Annotated in this window: 19 protein-coding genes; 6 read left to right on the top strand and 13 right to left on the bottom strand. The window is 43.3% G+C overall.

Annotated features, from left to right (window positions below; translation table 11 throughout):
• Window positions 1-204: 204 nt before the first annotated feature.
• Window positions 205-627 carry a hypothetical protein gene (locus AM228_RS15310; RefSeq protein ID WP_072160788.1) on the top strand — a complete coding sequence of 141 codons (423 nt, stop codon included), beginning with the start codon at window positions 205-207 and terminating at the stop codon, window positions 625-627.
• A gap of 464 nt (window positions 628-1,091) precedes the next feature.
• Here the strand turns inward: AM228_RS15310 and AM228_RS15305 are convergent, their stop codons facing one another.
• The 4 genes from AM228_RS15305 to trpB all read right to left on the bottom strand — a co-directional run bounded on the left by AM228_RS15305 (window position 1,092) and on the right by trpB (window position 5,585).
• On the bottom strand, window positions 1,092-1,316 hold the full coding sequence (locus tag AM228_RS15305) for a DUF4327 family protein (protein WP_054466970.1): 225 nt from the start codon (window positions 1,314-1,316) through the stop codon (window positions 1,092-1,094).
• 504 nt (window positions 1,317-1,820) lie between these two features.
• Window positions 1,821-3,419 carry a glycoside hydrolase family 3 N-terminal domain-containing protein gene (locus tag AM228_RS15300; protein WP_054466969.1) on the bottom strand — a complete coding sequence of 533 codons (1,599 nt, stop codon included), beginning with the start codon at window positions 3,417-3,419 and terminating at the stop codon, window positions 1,821-1,823.
• Window positions 3,420-3,591: 172 nt separating this feature from the next.
• Window positions 3,592-4,221, bottom strand: coding sequence for a ribonuclease H-like domain-containing protein (locus AM228_RS15295; protein WP_054466968.1), 630 nt, complete (start codon window positions 4,219-4,221; stop codon window positions 3,592-3,594).
• A 110-nt stretch (window positions 4,222-4,331) separates the two neighbouring features.
• Window positions 4,332-5,585: a tryptophan synthase subunit beta gene (gene trpB, locus AM228_RS15290; protein ID WP_054466967.1), complete on the bottom strand. Its 1,254-nt coding sequence runs from the start codon at window positions 5,583-5,585 to the stop codon at window positions 4,332-4,334.
• A gap of 216 nt (window positions 5,586-5,801) precedes the next feature.
• On the opposite strand from trpB, the gene AM228_RS15285 reads away from it, so the two are divergent.
• From AM228_RS15285 to rpsN, 4 genes are all read left to right on the top strand, one after another.
• Window positions 5,802-6,185 (top strand): translation initiation factor, encoded by a 384-nt coding sequence (locus AM228_RS15285; protein ID WP_054466966.1) that lies wholly within the window; start codon window positions 5,802-5,804, stop codon window positions 6,183-6,185.
• A 206-nt stretch (window positions 6,186-6,391) separates the two neighbouring features.
• Window positions 6,392-6,757, top strand: coding sequence for a response regulator transcription factor (locus AM228_RS15280; RefSeq protein ID WP_054466965.1), 366 nt, complete (start codon window positions 6,392-6,394; stop codon window positions 6,755-6,757).
• Between the two features lie 182 nt (window positions 6,758-6,939).
• Complete coding sequence (locus AM228_RS15275) at window positions 6,940-7,266, top strand: hypothetical protein (RefSeq protein ID WP_054466964.1); 327 nt, start codon at window positions 6,940-6,942, stop codon at window positions 7,264-7,266.
• The gene (gene rpsN, locus AM228_RS15270; protein WP_054466963.1) at window positions 7,235-7,537 is read left to right on the top strand and encodes a 30S ribosomal protein S14; all 303 of its coding nucleotides are present in this window, start codon (window positions 7,235-7,237) and stop codon (window positions 7,535-7,537) included. The genes AM228_RS15275 and rpsN overlap by 32 nt, the downstream gene beginning before the upstream one ends.
• A 184-nt stretch (window positions 7,538-7,721) precedes the next feature.
• On the opposite strand, the gene AM228_RS15265 is transcribed toward rpsN, so the two are convergent.
• Complete coding sequence (locus tag AM228_RS15265) at window positions 7,722-8,051, bottom strand: hypothetical protein (protein ID WP_054466962.1); 330 nt, start codon at window positions 8,049-8,051, stop codon at window positions 7,722-7,724.
• 159 nt (window positions 8,052-8,210) lie between these two features.
• On the opposite strand from AM228_RS15265, the gene aat reads away from it, so the two are divergent.
• Window positions 8,211-8,810: a leucyl/phenylalanyl-tRNA--protein transferase gene (aat, locus tag AM228_RS15260; protein ID WP_054466961.1), complete on the top strand. Its 600-nt coding sequence runs from the start codon at window positions 8,211-8,213 to the stop codon at window positions 8,808-8,810.
• 154 nt (window positions 8,811-8,964) lie between these two features.
• Here aat and AM228_RS15255 read toward each other — a convergent pair whose 3' ends face one another.
• The 8 genes from AM228_RS15255 to AM228_RS15215 form a co-directional block, all read right to left on the bottom strand.
• Window positions 8,965-9,660: a uracil-DNA glycosylase family protein gene (locus tag AM228_RS15255; RefSeq protein WP_231636810.1), complete on the bottom strand. Its 696-nt coding sequence runs from the start codon at window positions 9,658-9,660 to the stop codon at window positions 8,965-8,967.
• Window positions 9,661-9,755: 95 nt separating this feature from the next.
• The gene (locus tag AM228_RS15250) at window positions 9,756-11,678 is read right to left on the bottom strand and encodes an adenylate/guanylate cyclase domain-containing protein (protein ID WP_054466960.1); all 1,923 of its coding nucleotides are present in this window, start codon (window positions 11,676-11,678) and stop codon (window positions 9,756-9,758) included.
• Between the two features lie 463 nt (window positions 11,679-12,141).
• Window positions 12,142-14,184: a GAF domain-containing protein gene (locus AM228_RS15245; RefSeq protein WP_072160787.1), complete on the bottom strand. Its 2,043-nt coding sequence runs from the start codon at window positions 14,182-14,184 to the stop codon at window positions 12,142-12,144.
• 917 nt (window positions 14,185-15,101) lie between these two features.
• A complete protein-coding gene (locus tag AM228_RS15240) occupies window positions 15,102-16,220 on the bottom strand; it encodes an OmpA family protein (protein ID WP_054466959.1) in 1,119 nt (372 codons plus the stop codon).
• A gap of 4 nt (window positions 16,221-16,224) precedes the next feature.
• A complete protein-coding gene (locus tag AM228_RS15235; protein ID WP_054466958.1) occupies window positions 16,225-16,770 on the bottom strand; it encodes a hypothetical protein in 546 nt (181 codons plus the stop codon).
• A 173-nt stretch (window positions 16,771-16,943) separates the two neighbouring features.
• The gene (locus tag AM228_RS15230) at window positions 16,944-22,304 is read right to left on the bottom strand and encodes a RecQ family ATP-dependent DNA helicase (RefSeq protein ID WP_054466957.1); all 5,361 of its coding nucleotides are present in this window, start codon (window positions 22,302-22,304) and stop codon (window positions 16,944-16,946) included.
• Between the two features lie 403 nt (window positions 22,305-22,707).
• The gene (locus AM228_RS15220) at window positions 22,708-23,226 is read right to left on the bottom strand and encodes a hypothetical protein (RefSeq protein ID WP_054466955.1); all 519 of its coding nucleotides are present in this window, start codon (window positions 23,224-23,226) and stop codon (window positions 22,708-22,710) included.
• A gap of 139 nt (window positions 23,227-23,365) precedes the next feature.
• The gene (locus AM228_RS15215; RefSeq protein WP_054466954.1) at window positions 23,366-24,244 is read right to left on the bottom strand and encodes a hypothetical protein; all 879 of its coding nucleotides are present in this window, start codon (window positions 24,242-24,244) and stop codon (window positions 23,366-23,368) included.
• Window positions 24,245-24,394: the final 150 nt, after the last annotated feature.

Genomic DNA, 24,394 nt, shown 5'->3' with positions numbered 1-24,394 from the left:
CTATGCATCCTATGCATCCTCTCTTCCCCTACACCCTACACCCTACACCCTACACCCTACACCCTACACCCTACACCCTCTCTTCCCCCGCGCCCCCGCTCCCCCGCGCCCCCGCTCCCCTGCTCAAGAGCACCCCGCACCTCCTTTCCCCATAAAAAAACCTTTAAACTATGAGAAGAAACACAAAGAATCATTTTAAAACTGATGAACACTGATAACTTGATGGAAACGGTGCAAACTGGATTTCGTGTGGCGGTGGGGGCTACGGCTTCCTTAATTGAACTGTTGCAAGATCCGCAAAAACAGTCAGAGAACCCGAATCCCTGGAATGCCGATTGGAACGACTTGACGAAACAGTGGGCAGAAAAAGGAGAAGTAACGGAACAGGAAGCCCGGAAGTTTGTGGAGAATCTATGGAATCAGCAAACGGCTTCTAGCCCTGAGACTCAAGGGACGGACAGATCGCCGGAAGCGACGGAATCAACCGAATCCACGGCATCCACGGCATCGAATCCAACGCCCCCGAACGATCCAGAAATGCAGTCAGAGTTGCATGAACTGACGAAAACAATCGCTAGTCTCCGGGCTGAGTTAGAAAAACTGCAACGAGAAAAAGGAGATGGTTGAATAGTGAATTATAAGAAATAAAAGGTAAGCCTCACCACTGACAAGAAAGACTGAGCCAGGGGGTGAGGCTTACATTAAGCTGATTAATTCCAAAGGATCTAGTTACTCATCAATCAGATAATTTGCAGATAATTTGCGTTTGACACCAAAAGATTTTGACCGGAAAAAATTGGCTGATTTTTGGCTGATTTTTGGCTGATTTTTGGTTGATTTTTGGTTGATTTTTGGCTGATTTTTCTGTGGCTAAGAAAATTAGGTTCGCTGACCCAAATTTAAATTAAGTAGATAAATCTTCTTAATTTAAAACAGGTCAGAGGCGGGAGAGTTTAATCGCTCCGATCCTGGTTTTGCCTTGTCAGGATAGCCAATTGTGAATAGCCGCCATGTTTTGTTTATAATATCTACAGTTCTGGAAAGCGCGATCGCCTTACAACAGTTACATTTGCTGGTTTTTTATGTTAAATTTAGTCGTTATCCCATTCTTCGCTGCCCATCAGATCGCCAATGCGATCGCGGAGTAAGAAGTCACATTTTTCTAGTTCACATTCGACACAAGCCCATTCACGAGCGGGAATGTACTGACAAAGCGTGTAGATTGGTTGTTGGCGGCTAACCAGTCCCTTATTAACCAGTTGACGAGCCTCTTGCTGAATAACGTCGATTGAATATTGGACAGTAGACGTAGCCATATTGACCCCTTGTATTTATTTAAGTGTGAGTAAACGGAGAAGTTGTGAACAAACGGAGTTTCAAAGCAAGTAGTGGTGTTGATGAATATCCAGAATCTTTCAAGATTAAAGATTAAATCAATTGTTACAAGATATACAGCACGATGTCAAGGAGCAAGTCTAGAGTTTTTAGCTTGTGTTGATTCCGGGCTGTTGCCAGCATTAGATTACCTGATGTTATATCCGCATAAATACTTATGCACGAATCAGCATCGAAGTCGTTCGACAGGATTCGAGAATATGCTAACTTATTAGGCCGAAGGATGATTAATCTGCGTCTATTGAGTTAATTTGCTAATATTCAATAACGATTCGGAAAAAAAATGGGAAACGCTGGAGATACGTTACCCAAAAGATCGAGCCAAGGAGAAATGATTCAAGGAGCGAGTTGAGTGATTTATGATTGTCACAAATGCCTAATGGTGGATCTTTTCACCAGTTACCCTACTCTGATTTTATCAGATTTTAGGGGGACAGCCCAAACAAGGTCTTTAAGGCGATCTCCTGGGCTGCTGGCATTTGTCCGTAAGAAAAGACATAAGGTATCTGTCCTTTCAGGTTGGGTAACAAGCTCTCAATAATGTATGGGCTACCGTAACAAACAAGCCCTTGTACTCTTCCCTGTTGTAACATTTCTTGCAGTTGATTGGCAATCTTTGCGGTTAAGTTGGCGCTACCCCGAAAGGGGTTGCCGCGAGTAAACAATTGCACTAATTTCGGGATTTCTTGCTCGTCTTCGGCGGTTAAGTCGGCAAAGGAAATGTATTGATCGATTACTTGTACTTCATAGCCTAATTGCTGGGGAATTTGAATGGCGGGGACGTGATGACCTAAGTATTTGGCTCGCAGTATATCATCGACAACAATTAAATTGCGTGATTTTTGCCCGGTTTCTTTTGGGGTTGGGCGCAAGGGTAGCGAACCGCCGACTTGCTGGGAACTGGCTAAAATGTCATCATTTACTGACATAGTGGCGGGGGTGGCTAGTTGAGCCAATGGCTGAACGGAACAGCGATCGCCGACAACTTTTGGGGCAACTTTTTGCTTGACTTGCCAAATGCGTTCGACGGAAGTGCGAATGCGATCGCGGGAAATTCGCCCACTTTTCACCGCGTCACAAATTGCTTGAATGGCAGCGGCGGGATCTACGGGCATGAGTAAAATATCGGCACCGGCTTCTAGGGCTAAAATTGGCGCTTCGGTGGCGCCGTAACGTTTGGCGATCGCGCCCATAACCAGGGCATCGGTGACAATTAACCCCGGAAATCCCAGGTTTTGCCGGAGTTGACCTGTCAGAATTTTGGGAGATAGGGTGGCTGGTCGTTCTGCATCCCAACATTGAATTAATAGGTGGGCACTCATCACCGAGTCCACCCCAGAGGCGATCGCACTAATAAATGGTGGCAGTTCAATTTCTGCTAATCTTTCGGCGGGATGGGGCAACACCGGCAACTCCAAATGGGAATCTACACTGGTGTCCCCATGTCCGGGAAAATGTTTGGCACAGGTTAACACGGGCCATTGTTTCGCCCCTTGAATAAAAGCGCTGGTCAATTCTGCCACCAGGTGCGGGGTTTCCCCAAAGGAACGCACGTTAATCACCGGATTATCGGGATTATTGTTCACGTCCACCACGGGCGCCAGTACCCAATTTAAGCCGATCGCTAAACTTTCTTGGGCGATCGCCGACCCCATCAGGTAAGCAAATTCTTTCGCTTTGGCTAAATCTTTCTGAGCAATGGTACTCAGAGCCATTGGCGGTGCAAACCAAGTCGCCCCAGGAAACCGCTGACCCACGCCTTCTTCCACGTCTGCGGCTAACAGGAGGGGAAATTTGGCCTGGGATTGCAGGATGTGCGATCGCAACATCAAATCCCCGGCACTGCCGCCGACAAAAATCACCCCACCAACCCCTAAATCAGCAATCCAATGCTGTAAAGTCGCGGCGGGGGGTTCCCAATCAGGAAATTCAATTTGATGGTCAAATAAATGACCCGATGCCCGAACCACGAACAACTGGGCGACCTGTTCTTCTAGGGAAAGATTATTGATATCTGGTGACATATTTAAGTTAATAATTACTGGGAAAATAAAGGTGACGGTTGACGGTTGACGGTAAAACCTCAAGCAAAAATAAAATTAATTAGGACTTACGCAAGGAATCTATATATAGGATATTGGTGCGTTACGGTTCGCGCTTCACACCCTACCGATAGCGTTGATGCGTAAGTCCTGATTAATGCTGAAAAATATCTTGATATTGCAGTAAATCTAAAGATACAAACACCGGCAAACAGTTAAAACAATCCTGGGCTAATTTCCAACGGTCTTCTCTCTGCAATATCGCCGTTAATTTATGCTGCACTGGCAACAAATATTTCACATCATTTGCCGCATATTTTAATTGAGCATCGGAGAGGTTTGCGGCATTGCCCCAATCAGAGCTTTGGGAAGTTTTATCTAAGTCTATATTTTCCAGTTCTTTGACCACGGATTTTAGGCCATGATTTGGGGTATAAGTTCGGGCTAGTTTGCTGGCAATTTTAGAACAAAATACCGGCTGAACATAGATATCTAAATGATATCTTAACATTGCCATGTCAAAGCGGGCATAGTGAAAAACTTTAACAATATTTGGCGCTTCCAAGAGTTGTTTTAAATTTGGGGCAGATTTCTGTCCTTTGGCCATGCGAACCACGGTGACTCGCTTTTTTTCATCGCATAGTTGAACCAAACAGAGGCGATCGCGCCACGGCAAGAGCCCCATTGTTTCCGTATCTGCGGCGATCACTTCTGCCTTTAAATACTCGGTTAATTCATCCGCCGATAAATCACCATCACAGACTTGAAATTCTTTTAAACTCATTGTGAATCACTCTCAAATTTTTGCTACGACCAGCAGAAACCCGGTTTCTTCAAGAAACCGGGTTTCTTTATCTGCTGCTTCAAGAAACCGGGTTTCTTTATCGGCGGGATTTAGGCACCGAGGTGTAAAAACTTGGCAACGGTTTGCACATCTTTATCACCGCGACCAGAACAGTTAATCACAATTCGGGGACTGCCAGTGAGTTGGGGACAAAGGGTTTCCAAATAAGCGATCGCATGAGAAGTTTCTAAAGCGGGAATAATCCCCTCTAACTGGGATAAACGTTGAAATGCGGCCACCGCTTCGGAGTCCGTCACACTATAATATTCCGCTCGTTGAGTATCTTTTAAATAGCTATGTTCGGGGCCAACACCGGGATAATCCAAACCAGCACTAATAGAATGAGCTTCAATCACTTGACCATCATTATCTTGTAACAAATAACTCATCGCCCCGTGCAACACCCCCACTTGTCCGCGAGTCAAAGTGGCAGCGTGTTTATCGGTGTCAACTCCCTCACCGGCAGCTTCCACCCCAATCATCCGCACTTGGCGATCGCCAATAAACTCATAAAATAGTCCCATCGCATTGGAACCACCGCCTACGCAAGCCATGAGAATATCCGGCAAACCGCCCCATTTGGCTTGGCATTGGCTGCGGGTTTCCTGACCAATCACATGATGAAAATCCCGCACCATCATCGGATAAGGATGCGGCCCAGCCACGGAACCGAGAATATAATGGGTGGTTTCCACATTAGTCACCCAATCGCGGATCGCTTCGGAGGTGGCATCTTTCAGGGTGCCAGTGCCCGCAGCCACGGGACGCACCTCTGCCCCCATTAACCGCATTCTAAATACGTTTAGGGATTGGCGTTCCATATCTTGAACGCCCATATAAATCACGCAGTCTAGACCAAAGCGCGCACAAACGGTGGCAGTGGCGACCCCATGCTGACCGGCGCCGGTTTCCGCAATAATCCGCTGTTTGCCCATGCGTTTGGCCAAAAGTGCCTGGGCGATCGCATTATTAATTTTATGGGCTCCGGTATGATTCAGGTCTTCCCGCTTCAAATAAATTTGTGGCCCGGTGCCATCAGGACGGGCATAATATTGAGTCAGGCGTTCAGCAAAATATAAAGGACTAGGGCGACCGCAATAATCTTGCAATAATTGATTTAACTCGGCTTGAAACTCTGGGTCTTGGCGATATTGTTGATAAGCGGCTTCTAACTCAGTCAAAGCTGGCATTAAAGTTTCGGGAACATATTTGCCGCCAAATCGCCCAAATCTGCCCAGGGCATCAGGAACTTGGATCGCGTTGGTGGATATTTCTGGAGGTTTGGGTAAAGGGGTGGTAGTCACTTGCTTGATGGATCTGAAAAAACAACCTTAATTATACTAAGCTATAGACAGTCAGGATTCGGTAATTAGCCACGGGCGCGATCGCCGCCAGATCATTTTTATTCAAAACCTTAAAAACGGCGACTCAAGACTCTCCCGACAAGAGCGAAATTTAGGGATCGTCCCTAAGACAGCATTATTTTTGACAATCTTTCCGCATTAACTTCGTGAAATCTTATGGCAACTTCTCAAGGCAAATCAAAAAAGAATCCCATTGTTTACCAAGAATTTGGCACCCCCACAGATCAGTTCAAAACGCTTCTTGGGGCTTCTTCGGCTGACGCTTTGGAACGTGGCATCACCGAGTTGCCTCCTTCTCAGCAAAATCTGCGAGTAGAAGCCTCTCGGAAGCAGCGTAAAGGTAAAACGGTCACGGTGATTACGGGTTTTCAAGCCAAACCAGAAACTTTAGCCACCTTAGTCAAACAGCTAAAAGCCCTCTGTGGCGCGGGGGGCACGGTCAAAGAAAACACCATTGAAATTCAAGGAGATCATCGTCAGAAACTCCTAGAACACCTGATTAAGCTAGGGTATAAAGCCAAAATCAGTGGGGGCAATTAATTTATTTAATGATTTGTTATTGGTGATTTGCTATTGATGATTTGTTATTGAGGCTTGGCTACCTTAAACAAATAACAAATAACAAATACGCGCTTTTCAGATGATGAGCCAGAAAGGAAAGAAAATGGGTAAACTATATATAGATAATAGCCAATGTGATAATCCCTTACCCCTTTAATATTACTCTCCAATTTTTGTAAAAAACTATGAGTACAGTCCTGCTGGTTGAAGATAGTCCCACTCAACAAGAAATGATTGCCGGAATCCTGCAAAGTCGAGGATTAAAGGTTTCCCTGGCCAATGATGGGGTAGAAGCCCTAGAAAAAATTAAAGCCAGTTCCCCAGATTTGGTGGTTTTAGACATTATTATGCCTAAAATGAACGGCTATGAAGTCTGCCGTCATATTAAGTCTAATCCTAAGACTCAGAAGATTCCGGTGATTATGTGTTCTTCTAAGTCAGAAGAATTCGACCGATATTGGGGGATGAAACAAGGGGCAGATGCTTATATTTGCAAGCCATTTCACCCTAAAGAACTGTTAGGAACTATTAAGCAATTTTTGCTCAAATAATTGACCGGATCAACTCAAAAAAAGTCTCTGGAAAATCTGCGATCGCCCCCCGGAAAGTATCTCGGCGTATTCTGGAACAGTGGCAAGCCCGATGACTAAGCCCGATGCCTAAGCCCGATGCCTAAGCCCGATGACTAAGCCCGATGACTAAGCCCGATGACTAAGCCCGATGACTAAGCCCGATGACTAAGCCCGATGATAATGACGGCAATGACGGCAATGACGGCAATGACGGCAATGACGGCAATGACGGCAATGACGGCAATGACGGCAATGACGGCAATGATGTCAAAAAATTATGGTTTTGCCGCCGTAATGAATGCAAGGTAAACTGCAAGGTGAATGACGCCACCGCAGCGGCAAGGGCGATCGCGAGAAGCCGGCATGGGCTGACTAAAAAAAATATCCACCCTGCGCCGAAACCGAAAAAAATACGCTATAATGGAAGATGCTGTGTTTTTTGGATGACAAGGATTTATGGCCAAAAAGAGCATGATCAACCGGGATAAGAAGCGCAAAGAGATCGTTGAGAAATATGCGGAAAAGCGCCAAGAACTGAAAGAACAGTTTGCTAAAGCGGCTGACCCCCTAGAAAAGATGGAAATACACCGGCAAATTCAACGCCTACCCCGGAACAGTGCCCCGTCTCGGGTACGGAATCGTTGCTGGTTAACCGGGCGTCCCAGAGGCTACTATCGTGATTTCGGTCTATGTCGCAATGCGATCCGTAATATGGCGCACCAAGGGCTTCTCCCTGGGGTGGTTAAGTCAAGCTGGTAAATTTTGCCGATTGGTGAAGTCTGAAGCCTGAAGACCGAGGAATCTCCACAAATCACGAACCATCACCCATCGGTACGGACGATCTATCCGTGGCGATCGCGTGTAACTCCTGATCTTGCTTCAGTCTTCATGCTTCCGGCTTTTACCACCAGCTTTGACTTCTAAGAATTTAGTCAATCAAATACTATAGCCCGCAGCAAGTATTGATACCTAAGCTTTGCAGGAGTAAATCACTGACTGCGTTGGCGATCGCAAACTCGCCATAAAAACTTTGAGAAAAATCAAACGACGCCATCTCGGTGACGATCGCGATCACCAGTTCACCCAAATCATTTTCTCCCTCCATGCGATGCCGCACAAAAATTTGGGCTGCACGTTGGGCAATTTCTTTATTTGCCGGTTCTGGTAGATATTCTTGATCTAGCCAACGATGTAATGTATCTTTCAGCCATTCTCCTTCCTGTTGGGGATTTTCCACAGGAGGTAACGTAATTGGTGGAATTGGATCAGCCATTGCCCTACCTAACTGCAACAATCTTTACATTTATCTATCATAAGAGTCGGCATTCAGGCAGCGATCGCCCCGTGGCAGAATCTTGAATTGACCGTTAAACTAAAATACAGCAATACAGCGATCGCCAAACCTCGTAGCAGCTAGGATCTGTTTATTTCGATGCAATTTGATATTCCCGAGATCATTAAGGGATATGCACAAGGATATTTCTTAATGGCCAATAGTCCAGACAATCGTCTGGGATGGTACACCAGCCGTGAGCGAGCCTTAATTCCTTTGGATGCTCGGTTTCGCTATCCTAAATCCTTACAGCGAGTTTTAAATCAAGACCGTTTTACCGTTGCGATTAACCGAGATTTTGCCGCCGTTGTCGAGGGCTGTGCTGACCGGAAAACTACCTGGATCACCCGCGAACTCAAAGACATTTACTGGGAACTGTATCTCACAGGTTGGGCTTATAGCTTTGAAACCTGGCAAGGAAATGAACTCGCGGGGGGCATTCTGGGAATTGTCATCGGCGGCGCATTTATTGGCGAATCGATGTTTTATCAGATTCCCGACGGCTCCAAGGTGGCAATGGTGAAGTTAGTTGAGCGATTGCGTCAATGCCAATTTGTCCTGTTTGATGCCCAAATGAATAACCCACATCTAGAGCGGTTTGGTGCCTATATCGTTAGCAATAGCGAGTATAAAGAATTACTGCAAAAAGCTCTATACCGCCGATGTTCTCTGCATAAACCAATTATTCCTGATTCTTAGAAGCTTAATCACGAATCACGCATCACGAATCACCGTCAACGGTCAACACTGAACAGTCTGTAGGGGCGCTTTTCCGAAGCGCCCCTACCATCAACCATAGAATCCCTACCCATTAACCATCAACGATCAACCATTAACCATCAACCATTAACCATCAACCATCAAACCGAAGATTTTTGAGCCGTTCGGCCAGCAGTTGCGGAAATTGAGCATAATATTTTTGATTGAGTGGGGAAGGGTGGGGTAGGGGCATTAAGGTGACAATTTTTGGCCTCGTGATGCTGGCGTGATTTGTGGCTGGTAAGGTGACTTCTATGCTGGCGGTGTAGCGATCGCCAATGCAGAAAAATTCGCTTAATTCCCCTTTTTTGCCATAAGGAGTAAACCATTCAAAGGCTTCATTTCCCAGGGTAATGATGCGATCGCCCTGCCAATGTTCCACCAATAATTGCTCTAAAAAAGGCCGAAATCGCTTTTTTACTGCGGTGGAATAAGCCTTATTTCCGGGGGGTTTATAGGGAACGGTATTCGTCAATAAAACGCGATCGCACACCTTTTGTAAATCCGTGGGACTGGTGGGTTCTTGGTGAAACATTGCCCGATATAAACCCTGACGGACTAAGCGACCGGCTGCCCCATATAGAGGTTGTTGGGCAGACACTTCATCCTTGCCTAAATCACGGGCAAAAATGCAAAGTTGACTGGCCAAATTGCCCGCATAAAGAATCGGGGCAGTGGGATCTAAACCGGCAGATTCATAAACCGGGCGATCGAGCGGAAATTCTTCTCTTTGGGCTTCGGCGTGAATTTGGGCAATTAAATCTTGAATAGCTGCCATAATATTAGCCATAAAATTGATGATTTTGATTATTTTAACAGGATATTTTTTTATTAAATCGCTAGATTTAATTAATCATTGTTATTCCCTGATTAAATAATAATTATTTAACTAAATTCTGATGAAATACGGTGCTTTGACTTAGATGAACCGATTTGTTTTTTATTGGTTAATAACAAATAGGTGGTCATATCTCCGCGACCTTTTAACGGGATAGAACCTCGTTTTTCAAAAATATATTTATCCTGCAAAAGTTTATAGGTGGCTTCAGACACTTGAATGCAACCGGGAATTCCATGAGACTCCATGCGAGAGGCTAAATTCACCGAGTCTCCCCATAAATCATAAATAAATTTATGAGTACCAATCACCCCCGCTACCACAGGGCCGGAATGAATGCCAATTCGCATACAAAACGCCTCTCGATGTTTAATATCAATGCGGGCGATCGCCTCTTGCATATCTAAGGCCATTTCCGCGATCGCCTCCGCATGATCCGGTCGTTCAACCGGCAAGCCTCCCACCACCATATAAGCATCCCCAATAGTTTTAATTTTTTCTAAACCATGACGAATCGCCAACTCATCAAAAGCGGAAAATATCTCATTAAGTAACTCCACTAATTTAGGGGCAGAAATTCTGGTTGACATTTTAGTAAACCCGACAATATCGGCAAATAAAATCGTCACCGAAGCAAAACTATCGGCAATAATTTCCGGCTTCTGTTTCAACCGTTGAGCGATCGGTTCCGGGAGGACATTTAGCAGCAAACGTTCGGACTTTTTTTGTTCAATCTCTAATTGTTGAAATGCTTGCTGCAACTGTTCCGCTTGTCGCGCACGTTCTTGAGCCAGCTTTTCAATTTGAGCCGTCCGACTCATGGAAGTCACCATATAAGTCACGGGGATTAAAGTCCATAATAAACCAATCATCAAAGTAGCCGAAGAACGCCAATGTTTCGTTTCAATTTGTCGATATTCTTCGGTTAAAATTAAATACAAATTCCAGGATTTATCGGCAATTTTAATTTGATGCCTAACTCCTTCTTTACCCTCCTCTTCCAGCCACTCATATCGGCGATGATCGTTTTCCAAAAAAGGGCATTTATTTCCCGCCAATAACCGACCAATACTGGAATAGTTGAATTCATAAAATGATAATAATACACTGGTAAAATTTGCGCGAATATTTCTAGCACTATTGGGGGATGAATCGCACAAATACACATTGAGATTTTGCACCATAGACCCTCTAAATTTATCATCAAATAAATTCTGAATTCGCAATACGGCGACAATATAACCCTGTAACTCATCGTCCGATGGATCACTGAAATTGTCCGGGTCTGATTGATAAATAGGCTGAATGGCTAAGGCTTTTAAGTTGGGGGATTCGGCAGCTGATCGCCCTGACCCTGGGGACAATTTTGTGGTTAGGTTTGCCTCCCAGGGAACTAATTCAGTGATGATTAATTGCTTTTTTTTCCTAGCGGTTTCTAAGCCTTGGCGATAAACTTCCTTTGACGCCAAATTGAATCCTAAGATATTGGGATTTCCGTGAATTGGTTGAATATGTGAAATGGGAAAATATTCTAATTGCTCAGAAGAATAAACCAGTTCACCCCGATCATTTTTTTCTTGGATCGCAAAGTCCGGGTTTCCTTGTTCCTGAAAATTCGCCTCATAATCATATCGTTGCCGATCTGTGACGCGAGGCACCCACATAAAGGTTTCAATACTAATGTGCTGAGACAAAGGTCGCTGTACTAAGCGTTGAAAAAAAGATGCATCAATATTGCTCGATGCGCTAAAAAAATCGCCAATGGTGCGGATCGCTTCTAAATCAGAGTCTAGGTCTTGCTGCAAGGTACTGGCGATCGCCTCGGTTCGGCGACTTAATTCATAATCCCGGCGCCTGTTTTCCCAATTCCAGACCAATATGAAGGCGATCGCAGACATGGTGACTCCGAAGCACAAGATGATCCAGACGGGTAAATAGCGATACCAGTGAAATTTGCTGCGATTTGGCATACTTGCTTCTTAAAAATAGCCACTCTTCGTAACGCACCTCTCTATAATGACTGATTTGATCCCATTCAACCTCGGATAGAGGGGTCGATCTCTACTGAATTGAGAAAAATTCACACAATCTTTGCACCCGCGTCTAGACTAAACCAAGAATTAAGCTTTTTTGCTGCTGATGGACTGACCTAATTGCAGATCGGCCATTGCTTGGTCTCAACTTTTGAGTTTCAATAAATCCCCCAGGATCTAGACCTAGCAACACACGATCTAGAATTGCCCGATCGCTTTTCTTCCGGTGCGGGGTCAGGGATCGGTTTATCCCTAGAACTGAGCGATAACTGAGCGATCGCCGGAAAAGACGGTTCAAGACGAGCAGCACAATGTTAGGCATCCTGTCATCGAATCCTAGGGGAAATTCTATCTCCATTCAGGGGTAGGGGCCATACCCGTGAATGTGGAGATTAGGAGATTAATTTACTAAGGCAATGGATAAGGAACGCTGAGTTAAGGGAATTTTAATGATGAATTCTGCACCTTGTCCGGGATGAGAAATACACTTCAGAGAACCGCCGTGTTTTTGCACCACAATCTGATAGCTAATGGAAAGTCCCATGCCCGTGCCTTTCCCCACAGGTTTGGTGGTAAAAAATGGATCGAATAGTTTGGACTTAATCTCTGGCTTAATTCCTAACCCATTATCTTTAATTTTAATCACCACTAATTGAGAATGGAGTTCAGTTTCAATGATAATTTTATTCGGGTTATGACGAATTTCTTCGCGATCGCGATGTTGATTATACTCTTCTAGAGAATCGATCGCATTAGCAATCAGATTCATAAACACCTGATTCAATTGCCCAACATAACATTCTACTTTGGGGAGTTTACTATATTTTTTCACTACTTCAATGGGCAGATAACCTGGTTTTCCTTTGAGGCGATTTTTCAAAATCAACAAAGTGCTATCAATTCCTTCGTGAATATCCACCTGTTTAATATCCGATTCATCTAAGCGAGAAAAATTTCGCAATGACAGCACGATTTCCCGAATGCGATCGGCGCCAATTCTCATCGACCCTAGAATTTTTGATAAATCTTCTTGCAAAAACTCTAGGTCAATATTTTCCATATACTGAGAAATCTCTACGCCTGGGTCGGGATATCGTTTTTGATATAGTTTCACTAAATTCATTAAATCGTGACTATAGCAATCTAGGTGAGAAAGATTGCCATAAATAAAATTCACTGGATTATTAATTTCATGGGCAATCCCCGCCACCATCTGACCCAGGGAAGACATTTTTTCGCTCTGAATCAGTTGACTTTGAATCTGTTTGAGTTGTTCTAAAGCGGCTTTTAATTCTTGGGCTTTTTTTTGCTGAACCGTCATGGCCGTGTGAACTTTTTTGTAAAGTTCCGCTTGTTGAATCGAGATGGCCAATTGATCTGCCACGGCTTGAGTTAATTCTTGATCCTGGGGAGACCAACTCCGTAATTTATTGCATTGATTGAGATACAAAATAGCATGAAGTTTGCCATGAGCTTGTACCGGAACGACTAAAGATGATTTAATCTGTGCGGCGGCATATTCAGGATTATCCGCCCCAATCCGTGGATCTTTGGTAATATCAGCAATGCTGGCAGCTTGGCGATTTAAAATGACCCATTCGGTCAAAGGCCCGTGGGTATCAAAGTCTTCAATGGTTGAAGGGTATGGCTCTCGGCAAACTTCAAACAAATGCTGTCGGCGAAAGGCGATTTGCTGTTCTTTATCCCAGGATAATTCGTGGTTGTTTTGATACTCTTCTACCAAATGAACGATACAACGATCAACCTCTAAGGCGGCTAATAATTGAGCGATCGCCTCCTTTAAAATTACGGTTAAATCAAAGCTTTGCCGAGTTTGACTCGTGATTTGATTCACCAGTTTTTCTCGTTGGGCTTGTTTTTCAATTTGTTGATACAGATGCGCTTGCCGAACCGCAATTTCTAGTTGTTGAGCAATTAATTGGACTAATTCTATATCTGCCTTTGACCAAGTACGGTTGAGGCGATCGAAACAGCCAATATAGCCAAACAAATTGGTCTGACTTTTGACGGGAAAGAACAAACAGGACGGGTTAGATTTGGGGATGCTATGGGGATTTTCTAGTTTGACCTCTGGTTTGACCACTGAGTCTGAGTCCCTCGAAGCGATCGCCGATGTGGTTTCATGGTTAACCACCCATTGTCCAGAGGCGATCGCCAGGGTAAACGCTTCCAAGTTTTCCAGCAAATCATCGCCGTTATAATGCGATCGCGGCGCGGCGTCCACCTTGTCCCGAAGGCGATCGCAAACCACTTGAACTTGATTTGTTTCGGGAGAATACCAAAAAAAACTACACCGTTCTATTTGCAACGAAATCAGCAGTTCATCGACTGCCGTGGCAATAATCTGATTCAGATCCATTGATTGCCAAATTTTCCCAATAATGCTGTGCCACATCTGACGACTTTCGTAAGTTTGGATCATTGACTTTACCCCCATAATACATTTCCATAGAAATATTGAAGTCAATCATCTTATCAGGTCTATTTTGCCTGGGGGGTTTCCGTAAAAATATGTACACAAGTCCTGTATAGCCGGATTGCTGAATCCCAGATTTGATTTAATTCAGTGAGTAAAGTCAGTATTTGTGAAAATAAATGAATAATAGAAATTTATATCAATTATGCTGTTTGACCGGAAACACCCTGAAAGCGGTTCCGGCATCTAATATCTAATAAGATGGGAATTTTTCCATCTTATATTATAACCACAAAATTGAAAAGACTTATCTACCCTAAAATTCCCCAAAGATTTTCCCCTTTAGACTTCAGTATAATATGTCAGTCACTCTCCTGATTTGTGAATATTTTTTGAGATTTATTATGAGTTTTTAACAGGATTATTATTAAAACATAGCAATTCTTTGAATATCTGTATTAAATTATACTGTTGTTAAAAACAATTTGTGCAACATCAACTGCCAAAATATCGCCCATTTAAATCGCACATTTAATTTTTCACAAAAGTAAAATCCCTATCGACCCCAGAACCTCCCAGACAACCAAACTCCCCTTAAATCGGATAATTTTGCCAGGGTTTGAATGTTTTTAACGGAACCAGGCCGCTGCGGGGGACGGCAAACCATAGCCCCACACCATAAATAGTAGACAATTCTGGCAAAATTACCGCTCATCCGATGGCGGTGGATCCTCATATATCCGCAACGTGCTACGCGAACGGTTGGGGGGATCGAGGGGGGTTTGCCAGAGGTGTATTGTAATAAAACATGATTGTTTATAAGAGTAATCACCGAAATAGTTGAGAAAAAATATCTAAATAATTACCGAAAAATTTGGTTATTTGTATTGAAGAAAACTGCGTTTTTTATAAAAAATTATTTACTAACGAGCCTTTTTTTCGGCGTAGTCCAAATTTTTATGATATTGCCCGATTCTTTGCTGGGCAATCTGATAGTTAGCACTCGATTTCGGCACTTCTTTCATTAGCTCGATCGCCTCTAGCCATTTGTTCGCTGCTTTGTTCCAATCTGCCGCCGTTTTCGCATTTTGAACTAACACCGCTGCATTTTGCGCGGAGTTTACCGCATCTCTAAAAGGATCTGCTCCAGGCGATCGCACTACGGTCCGAGTTTGGGTTTTAATAATAAACTCAACTCGGCGATTTTTTTCTCGACCGGCAGGATTATCAGAACCGTTGGGATTATTATTAGGCGCGATCGGCTTACTTTCACCGAAACCCTTAGTTTGTAGGCGCGTTGCCTCCTCATTGAAAACATTTACAAAATAGTATTTCACTGCGGCGGCTCGCTTATTAGAAAGGTCGAGATTATAAGCGTCATCGCCCTTACTATCCGTATGGCCGTAAATGAAAACCTGGGCGTCTTTATAATGCTTCAGCAGTTGATTAATTTTCGCCAAAGTTGGTTTAGCCACCGAGCGAACTGCGTATTTATCAAACTCAAATAAAATATTATCTTGTAGATTAATTTTAATCCCTTCGATAGTTCTTTCCGCGTTTAATTCCGTCAGAGTCTCTTCAACTTCTGTCGTGGTCACGGGCACCGGCTCAGTTTCTACTTGAGACGGCTCTACGGGTACAGGAGGAACAGGAGGAGGCGTGGGCGGTTCCGGCTCTGGCTTTTCCGGTACAGGGGGAGGGGTGGTAGTGGTCGTAGTCGGGGGAGGGTCACTTTCGACCGCTGTGGTAGGAATGGGTTGAGTCTCTACCTCGGTTTGAGTAGTCGGTTGCGCTTCTGAGTTCAACTCAGTGGTCGAAACGGTTTGAACGCTAGTCTCCAGAGTGGTGGTGGTATTTCCGCCAATCACCTCGAAAGTCGTAGTCGCCACGGGTTCAACCTCAATGAGCGTGGTCACGGGCACCGGTTCTGATTCGACCGTGGTGACTTTAGGATATCTTTTGCCAAAACCCTGACAAGCTGAGGCAGATAACAGAAAAAATAAGGCCACAATTACATTGCGCCATAAGATTAGTTTTTTCATCTTATTACCGCCGAATAAAGATGCCTTGAAAACGCATATTAGGACGTTGAGCATTTTCCTGGCTGTAACTAGGAGTGCTGGCATTTATATATAAAGTCAGTTCAGTCGCTTTCGGCGCTAACCTACCAATAAAAACAAATTTTCCTCTGAGCGTTGTCCCCGGTTGAATGACGAGGGTGGGGTTATTCGGTGGCGGCGATAAATTATATCGGTTGCCAGTATATCCACCAGTATTGTCTTGAAGATACATATCATCTTTGGCACTTAACTCGATCGCCTGTCTGCTGCCATTTGTCACCTCCAATGAGACGACGATACTGTTTTCCGTAAAGGCAACTTTTCTTAACATTCCCCACACTTGATCCCGGTTGACTTGCAACTCATAAGTTTGCTCTGGTGGCAGTTTGTTGGCCGAAGGCGGTGTGGTAGAGGTAGAGGAATTTGACTCCGTTGGCGGTGCTTCTGGGGTTTGACTGTTGGGCAGAAATTGACAGCCAGTAGACCCCAGAGAAAGCAAGGCAATTACGGTGAAAATACGCAGATGATTCATAGTGTTGATTTTTTTTCCAACATTTTAACAAACATGATACTGGTTGGCAAGAAATTGGTCAATTACTCTGGGGATGCCAGAAACCGGGTTTTTGTTGATAAGATCGTCAGCCCTGTTTTTTCATGGCGCTACAGCCGCTCAAGTCGGAATCATAAAAAAGTTGTAAAAAAACCTCATCTACAGATGCGAATTTTAGGAATTACCACAAACCAATCCTCCTGAATCTCTCCTGTTATATCATCTATTTTGAAATGTCGGTAAATGCTTTTAACTGTCACATCACCGGGCTGAAATTCAAATTGATTAGGTTGAATTTCTTGTTTCTTTAATGTCTCAGTTGCCCCCCTTGATAAGTTGCCTATTTCCTCGCCGTGCTGTGTAAAAATTGCCCAACTATTCCCATACCTGTTAACTTGCATCTGAAGTCGATCTCCTTCCCGCAGATTTTTGACAATTTCCTGTTGCTTAGGATTAACCCCATAACTTAAATTCACATCTCTGGGAGTCATATCTATATAGATGATCTGTTGGGGTAAATTAGCAGTTGGCAAATTTTCGAGTTCGAGATTTATAGTTTGGCTACTGACATCTGTTTCCTGGATAAATTGGTTGGAATTAGTGGAGCATAATATTAGTTGTTCCTTCGCTCTGGTCATGGCAACATAAAAAACCCGGCGCTCGGAATAAATCTCTTTGGCGAATGTCTTAAAGCGATCGCACAGTAAGATCACCTTGCGAAATTGTAGTCCCTTTGCTCCATGACAAGTGGTAAATAGGACAGCATTTTCGTCCAAGAATACGTCGCTCTTATTGAACTCAAGTAAAGCCATGACAATTTCCCCAAAAGAAATCGGCAATGCCTCATTTGACGCTTCGTTTTCCGAACTATAACCTCGTTCCAAGTCCAAGTCACTGGCAATTTTTAACAAGGTTTTAACAGTAGGTTCTTCTAAGCTACGATTCCAATCGGTAAAACAAGCTTTAAACCAATCTTGTACCGATTCCTGGGGCGATAAAATGGGAGTTCTCTCGTTTTTGTTTAATTCCTCAATAAGCTGACAAGTCACTCGATTTCTAACTAGCTTGATTTCCCCTCCTCCTTTCAGGGCATAAGTCGCAATGCCTTTTCTTTCTAACAGCAGACGCATGGGATCTAAACTGTCCCACTCACGAGCTAAAACAGCGATATCATTTGCCGGAATTCCCTCTTGAATCCAAGAGAAAATTTGCTCTGTCACCCAGACTGCTTGGGATAAGGAATCCTGGAAAATAAAGTTAGAAACAGGCAATCCCCCCTGACCTTGCCGTTGGGAGTTAATCCGCACTTGTTCTTCAGGATTCTGCTTACAACGGTTAGAGTTATAACTAATCAAATGATTAGCCGCTGCGATAATCGGTTCGGTAGAGCGATAATTTTCTGTTAAGAGAAAGCGTTTAGCCTGATACTCATCGGCAAACTGTTGGATGTATTTAACGCTAGTATTTCTGAACTCATACAAATTCTGGTCATCATCACCAATGACACAAAGATTGATTTGAACTGACCGCGATTCATCTTCAGAATCCCCCAGTCCGGCAATTAGTTGAATTAGACGGTACTCTTCTTCGGCGACATCTTGGTATTCATCAACAAAAATGTATTCGACATTACCTAATAGCTGAATCCGTCGCGCTTTGATATCCGCCAAATCAGACTCCTCTGATTCGTCTCCGAACTCCATTAGATCGCACGCTTCCTTGATTAGCTGTTGAAAATCTTCATCACGGGTAAGTCTTTTCTGACCCTGATTTTCACCTAAAGTGTAACCTAAAAGCGCTAAGGCTAATCCGTGAAAAGTATAGACCCGTAATCGGGTGGCGATCGCCCCGACAATATCCTGCAATCGCGATCGCAATTCTCTCACGGCATTGCGGTTATATGCCAAGACCAAAATCCGGTCAGGATCGACTCGTTTCACCTTAACTAAATAAGCAATGCGCCGCACAATTGTCCAAGTTTTACCAGAACCAGGCCCAGCGATGACTAAGATAGCAGGGTCTTCTGCTAAGACAATTTCTTTTTGAGACGAATTCAAATCTCCCATGATCCGGTTATAGTCACCCTCCGTTACTGGAAGTTTGGCAACTTCCCCAGAAAGATCGGGGTAGGTTTGATTAAATTTTTTCTCCGATAGACAAAAATAATCATCAACTAATTTCTGGCGAGCCGTTGGTGTTTGAGTCTGCCCGTATTTCAGCATAATCTGAGTCCGGCGATTCTGCTGATCGTAATAAGCTTTAATTTGGCGATATCCACTACTAATGCTGGTTTCTTTTCCCCCTTTAATCATTCGGATTTTTAGGGCTTGATGAAACAGATTCGCGCCATCAGCCATTCTGATAATTTTTCGCTGATGCAGCCAACGCAATACTGCGGATAATTCAGCTTCATCGGTACGGCGGAGAAATGTTTGCTGATTGACATCATTGAGCAGTTCTTCTAGTTCATATTCCACCCGCAGACGGGCGCCTTTCTTCCCGAATAATTTCTGGTATAGAACCTCTATGACTGTACTGGCTAAAGTTCTGTGGTCGTCTAATCGATCTACAACTACATCGATTTTATTTAAATACAATAAGTCGCGATTTAGTTTGGTCAAACTAACCCATTTCTGCGTATGCCAACCTTCTAAAATATCCCTTAAGTTAGTCGCCCGAATTTTTTTACTGCGATCGGGATCTATGCGAGAAGCCAAACTTCGCAAATTCACTTGAATACTTTCTCGTTCTCCTTGAATTTCCAACAGTGCATCCAAGAGTTGATCTTCTTGCTGGCAAAGGCGATTGTAATTGATCAGCGCATCCCCTTTCACTTCTTTGGTCAGCAAAAAACTGAGGGGGATTTTGGCTGAACAAACCTCGGCTTTTTTTAGCTCTCTGATTCTTCGGGGCAACTCTTGGGGATCGATCCCAGAGTCATCACTCAAGCGCTCAAACAAGACTGGTTGATCCTGTTGATAGCAATAATCTTTCGCTAAGTGCATTGCCGAAATCAGATTTTTGAAGAGTTTAATCTGAGGTTTCGGCAGATTTTTCCCCTGACTGTACTCTTCAAACTTGCGGTGAGACGCTTCTTCAGTTTTTTCAACCAATTCAAACTGAACGTAAGCCGATAGATTTTCCGATCGCTCCACTAAGCCAAACTTTTCTAAATATTGGAGAGCTACCTTAATCTTAATCTCCCGATATTGATCGTTGTTGGCAAATTTTTCATCCAAATCGCTAGTCTGGACAATTTCATTAACTGTCACCAAAAACCAGTCATCTGATGGGTTGCCGTAGATGCGATCGCGAATGTTTCTCAGGGAAATAAAAATATTTTTCAGGTCTGTCTCATTCAGTTGATTCTGACTTTGCATGGAAAATATGATTTCCGCATCATTTTCATCAAATAAAAGAGTACAGCTTGCTGGTTTCCCATCACGACCAGCCCGTCCTGTCTCCTGAATATAACCCTCCAAATTAGCGCTAATAGTATGGTGAATCACCGCCCTGACATCCGGGCGGTTAATGCCCATCCCAAAAGCACAGGTAGCAACTACTATGTTTAACTCACCTGTTTTGAATGCCTGCAATACTTCTTCTTTTTCAGTTTTGCCTAGCTGACCGTGGTAATATCTCGCGTCGATATTTTGATCGTTCAATAATTTGGCTAAGTTTTCAGCCTTATTGCGAGTTGTGGTATAGACTAAAACGCATCCCCCCTGACGGAGAAAGTTTTGCACTTCCTGAATTAAAAGCCGATCTTTGTTTCCAGTTACAGGAATCACTCGGTAGTCGAGATTTTCTCTAGTTTTAGATTCAGAAATCAGGCTACCCAGTGCTAGATTGTATTCCGCAAACAATTGGCTAATATCTTCTTGCACCGTAGTCCTTGCCGTGGCTGTCATTAACGCTATTAGCGGGAGTGGCTGTTTTTGATATAGTTCCTGAATAAACTTGGGAATATAGCGATAATCAGGCCGAAAATCATGTCCCCACTGACTCATGCAATGGGCTTCATCAATTACCCACAGGGAGGGTAAACGTTCTTGTAATAAGAGTCGAATACTGGGCGATCGCAGTTGCTCTGGACTAATATAAAGCAAGCCATAAGTATCAGAAGACCTTAATTGCTTTAACCGCTGGGAACGCTCCTTAACCGAAAGATTACCATTGATAAAAGTGCAGAAATTAAGACCTTGGTTTTCTAAGTCTTTAACCTGGTCTGCCATGAGTGCTTGTAGGGGAGAAATTACCACGGTTAAAGCTTGTTGTCTTTCAAACAACATCAAGGCTGGAATTTGATAACATACGGATTTCCCACTCCCCGTGGGCATAATCACCAAAGGGCGCTTACCCCGTAAAATATCTTTGACTGCTTCCTCTTGTTTGCCCCGAAAGTTTTCGATGCCAAAGCGAGTTAAGCAACTCTGGTAATCAGGCAGTAGTTTTGCCCCTTCCCAGGTTTCTTGAAATCCGGGCAAATGAGTCAGCCAACCGGAAAAAACTCTTTCTGATTCCGTGGTATTGCTCTCATAATTGCCCGCAATTAAAGCGGCCATACATAAACGGCGATCGAAGTCTTTGGTGGCGGATTCTGACCAGAATTGTTGTAGATAATCCGGGTCTAAATTCGCGATCGCTTCTTTTGGGATATCTGCCAATTTGGGAGATTCTTTAACTTCTAAACCTAAAATATGAAAAAATTGCTGATATGCCCGATCGCTTTCTTCTGTGCCACAAGTGAGTAACCAGCTATATGCCTGCTGAAGTGCGAGGGGTTTCTCCAGCAATGCTTCAATAATTCGGTCTAATAATTCCTTGGTAGCGCGAGCATCTTCTAGGGGATTATTAACCGCAAATTCACTCTGCTTGTAATCTTTTTCCAGTTTGTGCGATCGCGCCAGTGGAAAAGCTAAAATTGACAATTCCAGAGTATCGATAACCAGCCATGAAGCTAAATCCGGTTGTTCCTTGATTAAATAGGAATAGTCAAACCGCCGAAAGTTGTGACCGCAAATTGAGCAACCACTTTCTTTGAATTCAATTAAACTTTTATAAGCCGGTTCTAAATCTTCTGTAGCCAGATTTTCGGCTTGGCTATTATGCCAGCCGATACTATATATATTACCCTGAGAGTTGACTTCTAAATCTACATATAAATACGCTGAATCAAGCAGTTTTTCCCGCTCGACAATTGTCTGGGATTGGTCTAACGGTGCCTCTAGATCGACTTCCTGTTGCCAAGCGAAATCAAAAGTATCGGTTTGTTTGCCGTAAAACTTGAATTTGGTAATATTTTTGATTTCTAATTCCATCAAATATGTTAAGAGGAAATCCAGCAGCCCTTCTCGATCTGGGACTGCCGGTGATTCCAGCATTACCTGTAAGCAACCCTCTTTGAGGATAATCTTAGCGGTAATGGCTTTGGGTTCTAACTGGAGGTTCGTCAGGGTAGCGATCGCATTCACATCCCCTTGTTGGGCTGCTTCTTGAAGATTACATTGATTCATAAGTCAACAACACCATGATTTTTTAGCATATTTTTTTAGCGTGTATTTATATTACATTATCATCAGCTAGTTTTTTCACGACGATATTTCCTTAAAGGCAACTTTTCTTAACATTTCCCACACTTGATCCTGGTTTACTTGCAACTCATAAGTTTGCTCTGGTATTTGTTGGTCGAAAACTGGGTATTACGGGAAAATACGCAGGTAAATCACAATGTTGATTTTTTTTTTCAACATATATCATACTTGTTACCCAAAAATTCGTCAAGGGTGGTGCTATAAATTGTTGATCTGGGAAAAAACCGGGTTGATAGATGCTCTCTCTGGATCGGCCAAAAACCGGGTTTTTGTTGATAATGCAAAGATAATTTGTTATTCCTACAATAAACCCGGTTTATAACTGCTACCGCCAATAATAATTGGCTCTAGTTATCACTACATCTGCCCACCAAAGGCTACAGTTAGGCGGAGTATTGCCCACAGGTGATAATTTTCCCTCAATGCGATCGGGAGAAACCATAACCCCCTCGAATTTCATGCTTGCCCCGCCACAACAAGAACCCGTGTAAAAAACCGTCCATTCAACTTTATCGCCTTCAATAGTTCCAGATATTTCTGTTTCTCGGCAGGCGTTATTATTAGTTCTAAAAAATTTCCCGGAAAACTCAGAACCAGTTTGCTCAAAATATGCTATAATTTCATATTTAGACAAAGAGTAATTGTTAGTTTGAGCAGTTACATTGATATCCAGTTGCCAATATCCCTGGAGTGGCGGCTCGTTTACTTGGCTAATTACCGCTGGGTTCTCTGCCAGAGGTATTGCCTGCACTGCATTTTCTCCCCCTGTAGAGGCAAGTCCGCTTAATAATATTGCCCCTAAAATAGAAGGGAAAAACAGGGTTTTTCGTGGGTTAAATTTCATAAACAAACTTCCTGATTGCTTGGTTGATGGTAGGCAACATTATGATGGATTCCTACCTTTCTTTGCCAAGATATAGGACGTTGGCTGAGGCGAAAATTTTTTTGACCTGATTTGAATTTTTGTTAAAAAAACTTGCTTTTTATTCACTTTTATGGTATGTTCCACCAGTCTTGGAAGTGGACATAATTTCGCCTTTGTTCCAAGCAAAACCACCAACCTTGCGACTCGCACGCACCCCAACTTTTGTGTATTCTACTAATTGCCGATTATAAGCAACCAATTTCTCTGCTAAGACGCGATTCCCGTAAGGGATCCGCTTCGCGGAATCGCGCATAGCGACAAATTGACAAACCAGCAGGGTAAATCCCAACCAGGAAAAACCTAATTTACCCCAAACTAGCTTATTTTTAAAGTTTTCTATTTCCGTCGGTTTAAGTTTTGGAGAAACTCCATTATTATCTGCTGCTTCCAGATTGTTTATTAACAGCTTGCTGGCTTCTCTCCACTTCTTTACCGGCACTTCATAATAAGGTTCTAAACACCAGGAAAAACTCCCCTCTACTTCTTCCCGAAGAATTTCTGCAAATAAGTCAAACGCCGAGTCAAACGGGTATTTTCCCACTCCGTCGTCACCGGAATGATTCCGTTTAGGAGGCAAAAATTTTTTCTCTACTTTGCTGAGAAATTCGTAAATCCTATTATACCACTTTTCCACATATTGATTAGCGGCTTTAATCAGTTCCCATTGGCATTTATAAAGAGTAACTTTCTCCTGAAGCATATCGTGTCGATGCTTAGAAATCTCTTGATTTTCCAAAGCATCATTAATCGGATCGCCCTGATCGATGATAAATTGAGCTTCCCAAGCTTTCGCCAGTAAAAGCTGATTTTTTTTGTAATTATGCCATTCATTCTTTTGTGCTTCAGTCTGGCAACGCTCAAGTAATTCTTGGCGGGGTAAACTGGCAATAATTTCGGCAATATTTTCTAATTTATTTGTTTGGTTTATTTCACTCATTTTTTACCTTTTTAATGGAAATAAGAGAAACATGATACAAGGCAGAAACCGTTTTTTTAGGGATAATAGGGTTGATTATATAATAAAATCGACATTTTTGTGGCAATATATGGTAATAATTATTCCAGACTATTAGGGCGTGTCATCAAT

Origin of the sequence: Planktothricoides sp. SR001 (genome assembly GCF_001276715.1) — a bacterium.
Lineage (GTDB): Bacteria > Cyanobacteriota > Cyanobacteriia > Cyanobacteriales > Laspinemataceae > Planktothricoides > Planktothricoides raciborskii.
Note: the sequence above shows the minus strand (reverse complement) of the source record. Positions and strands in the feature narration are given on the sequence as shown.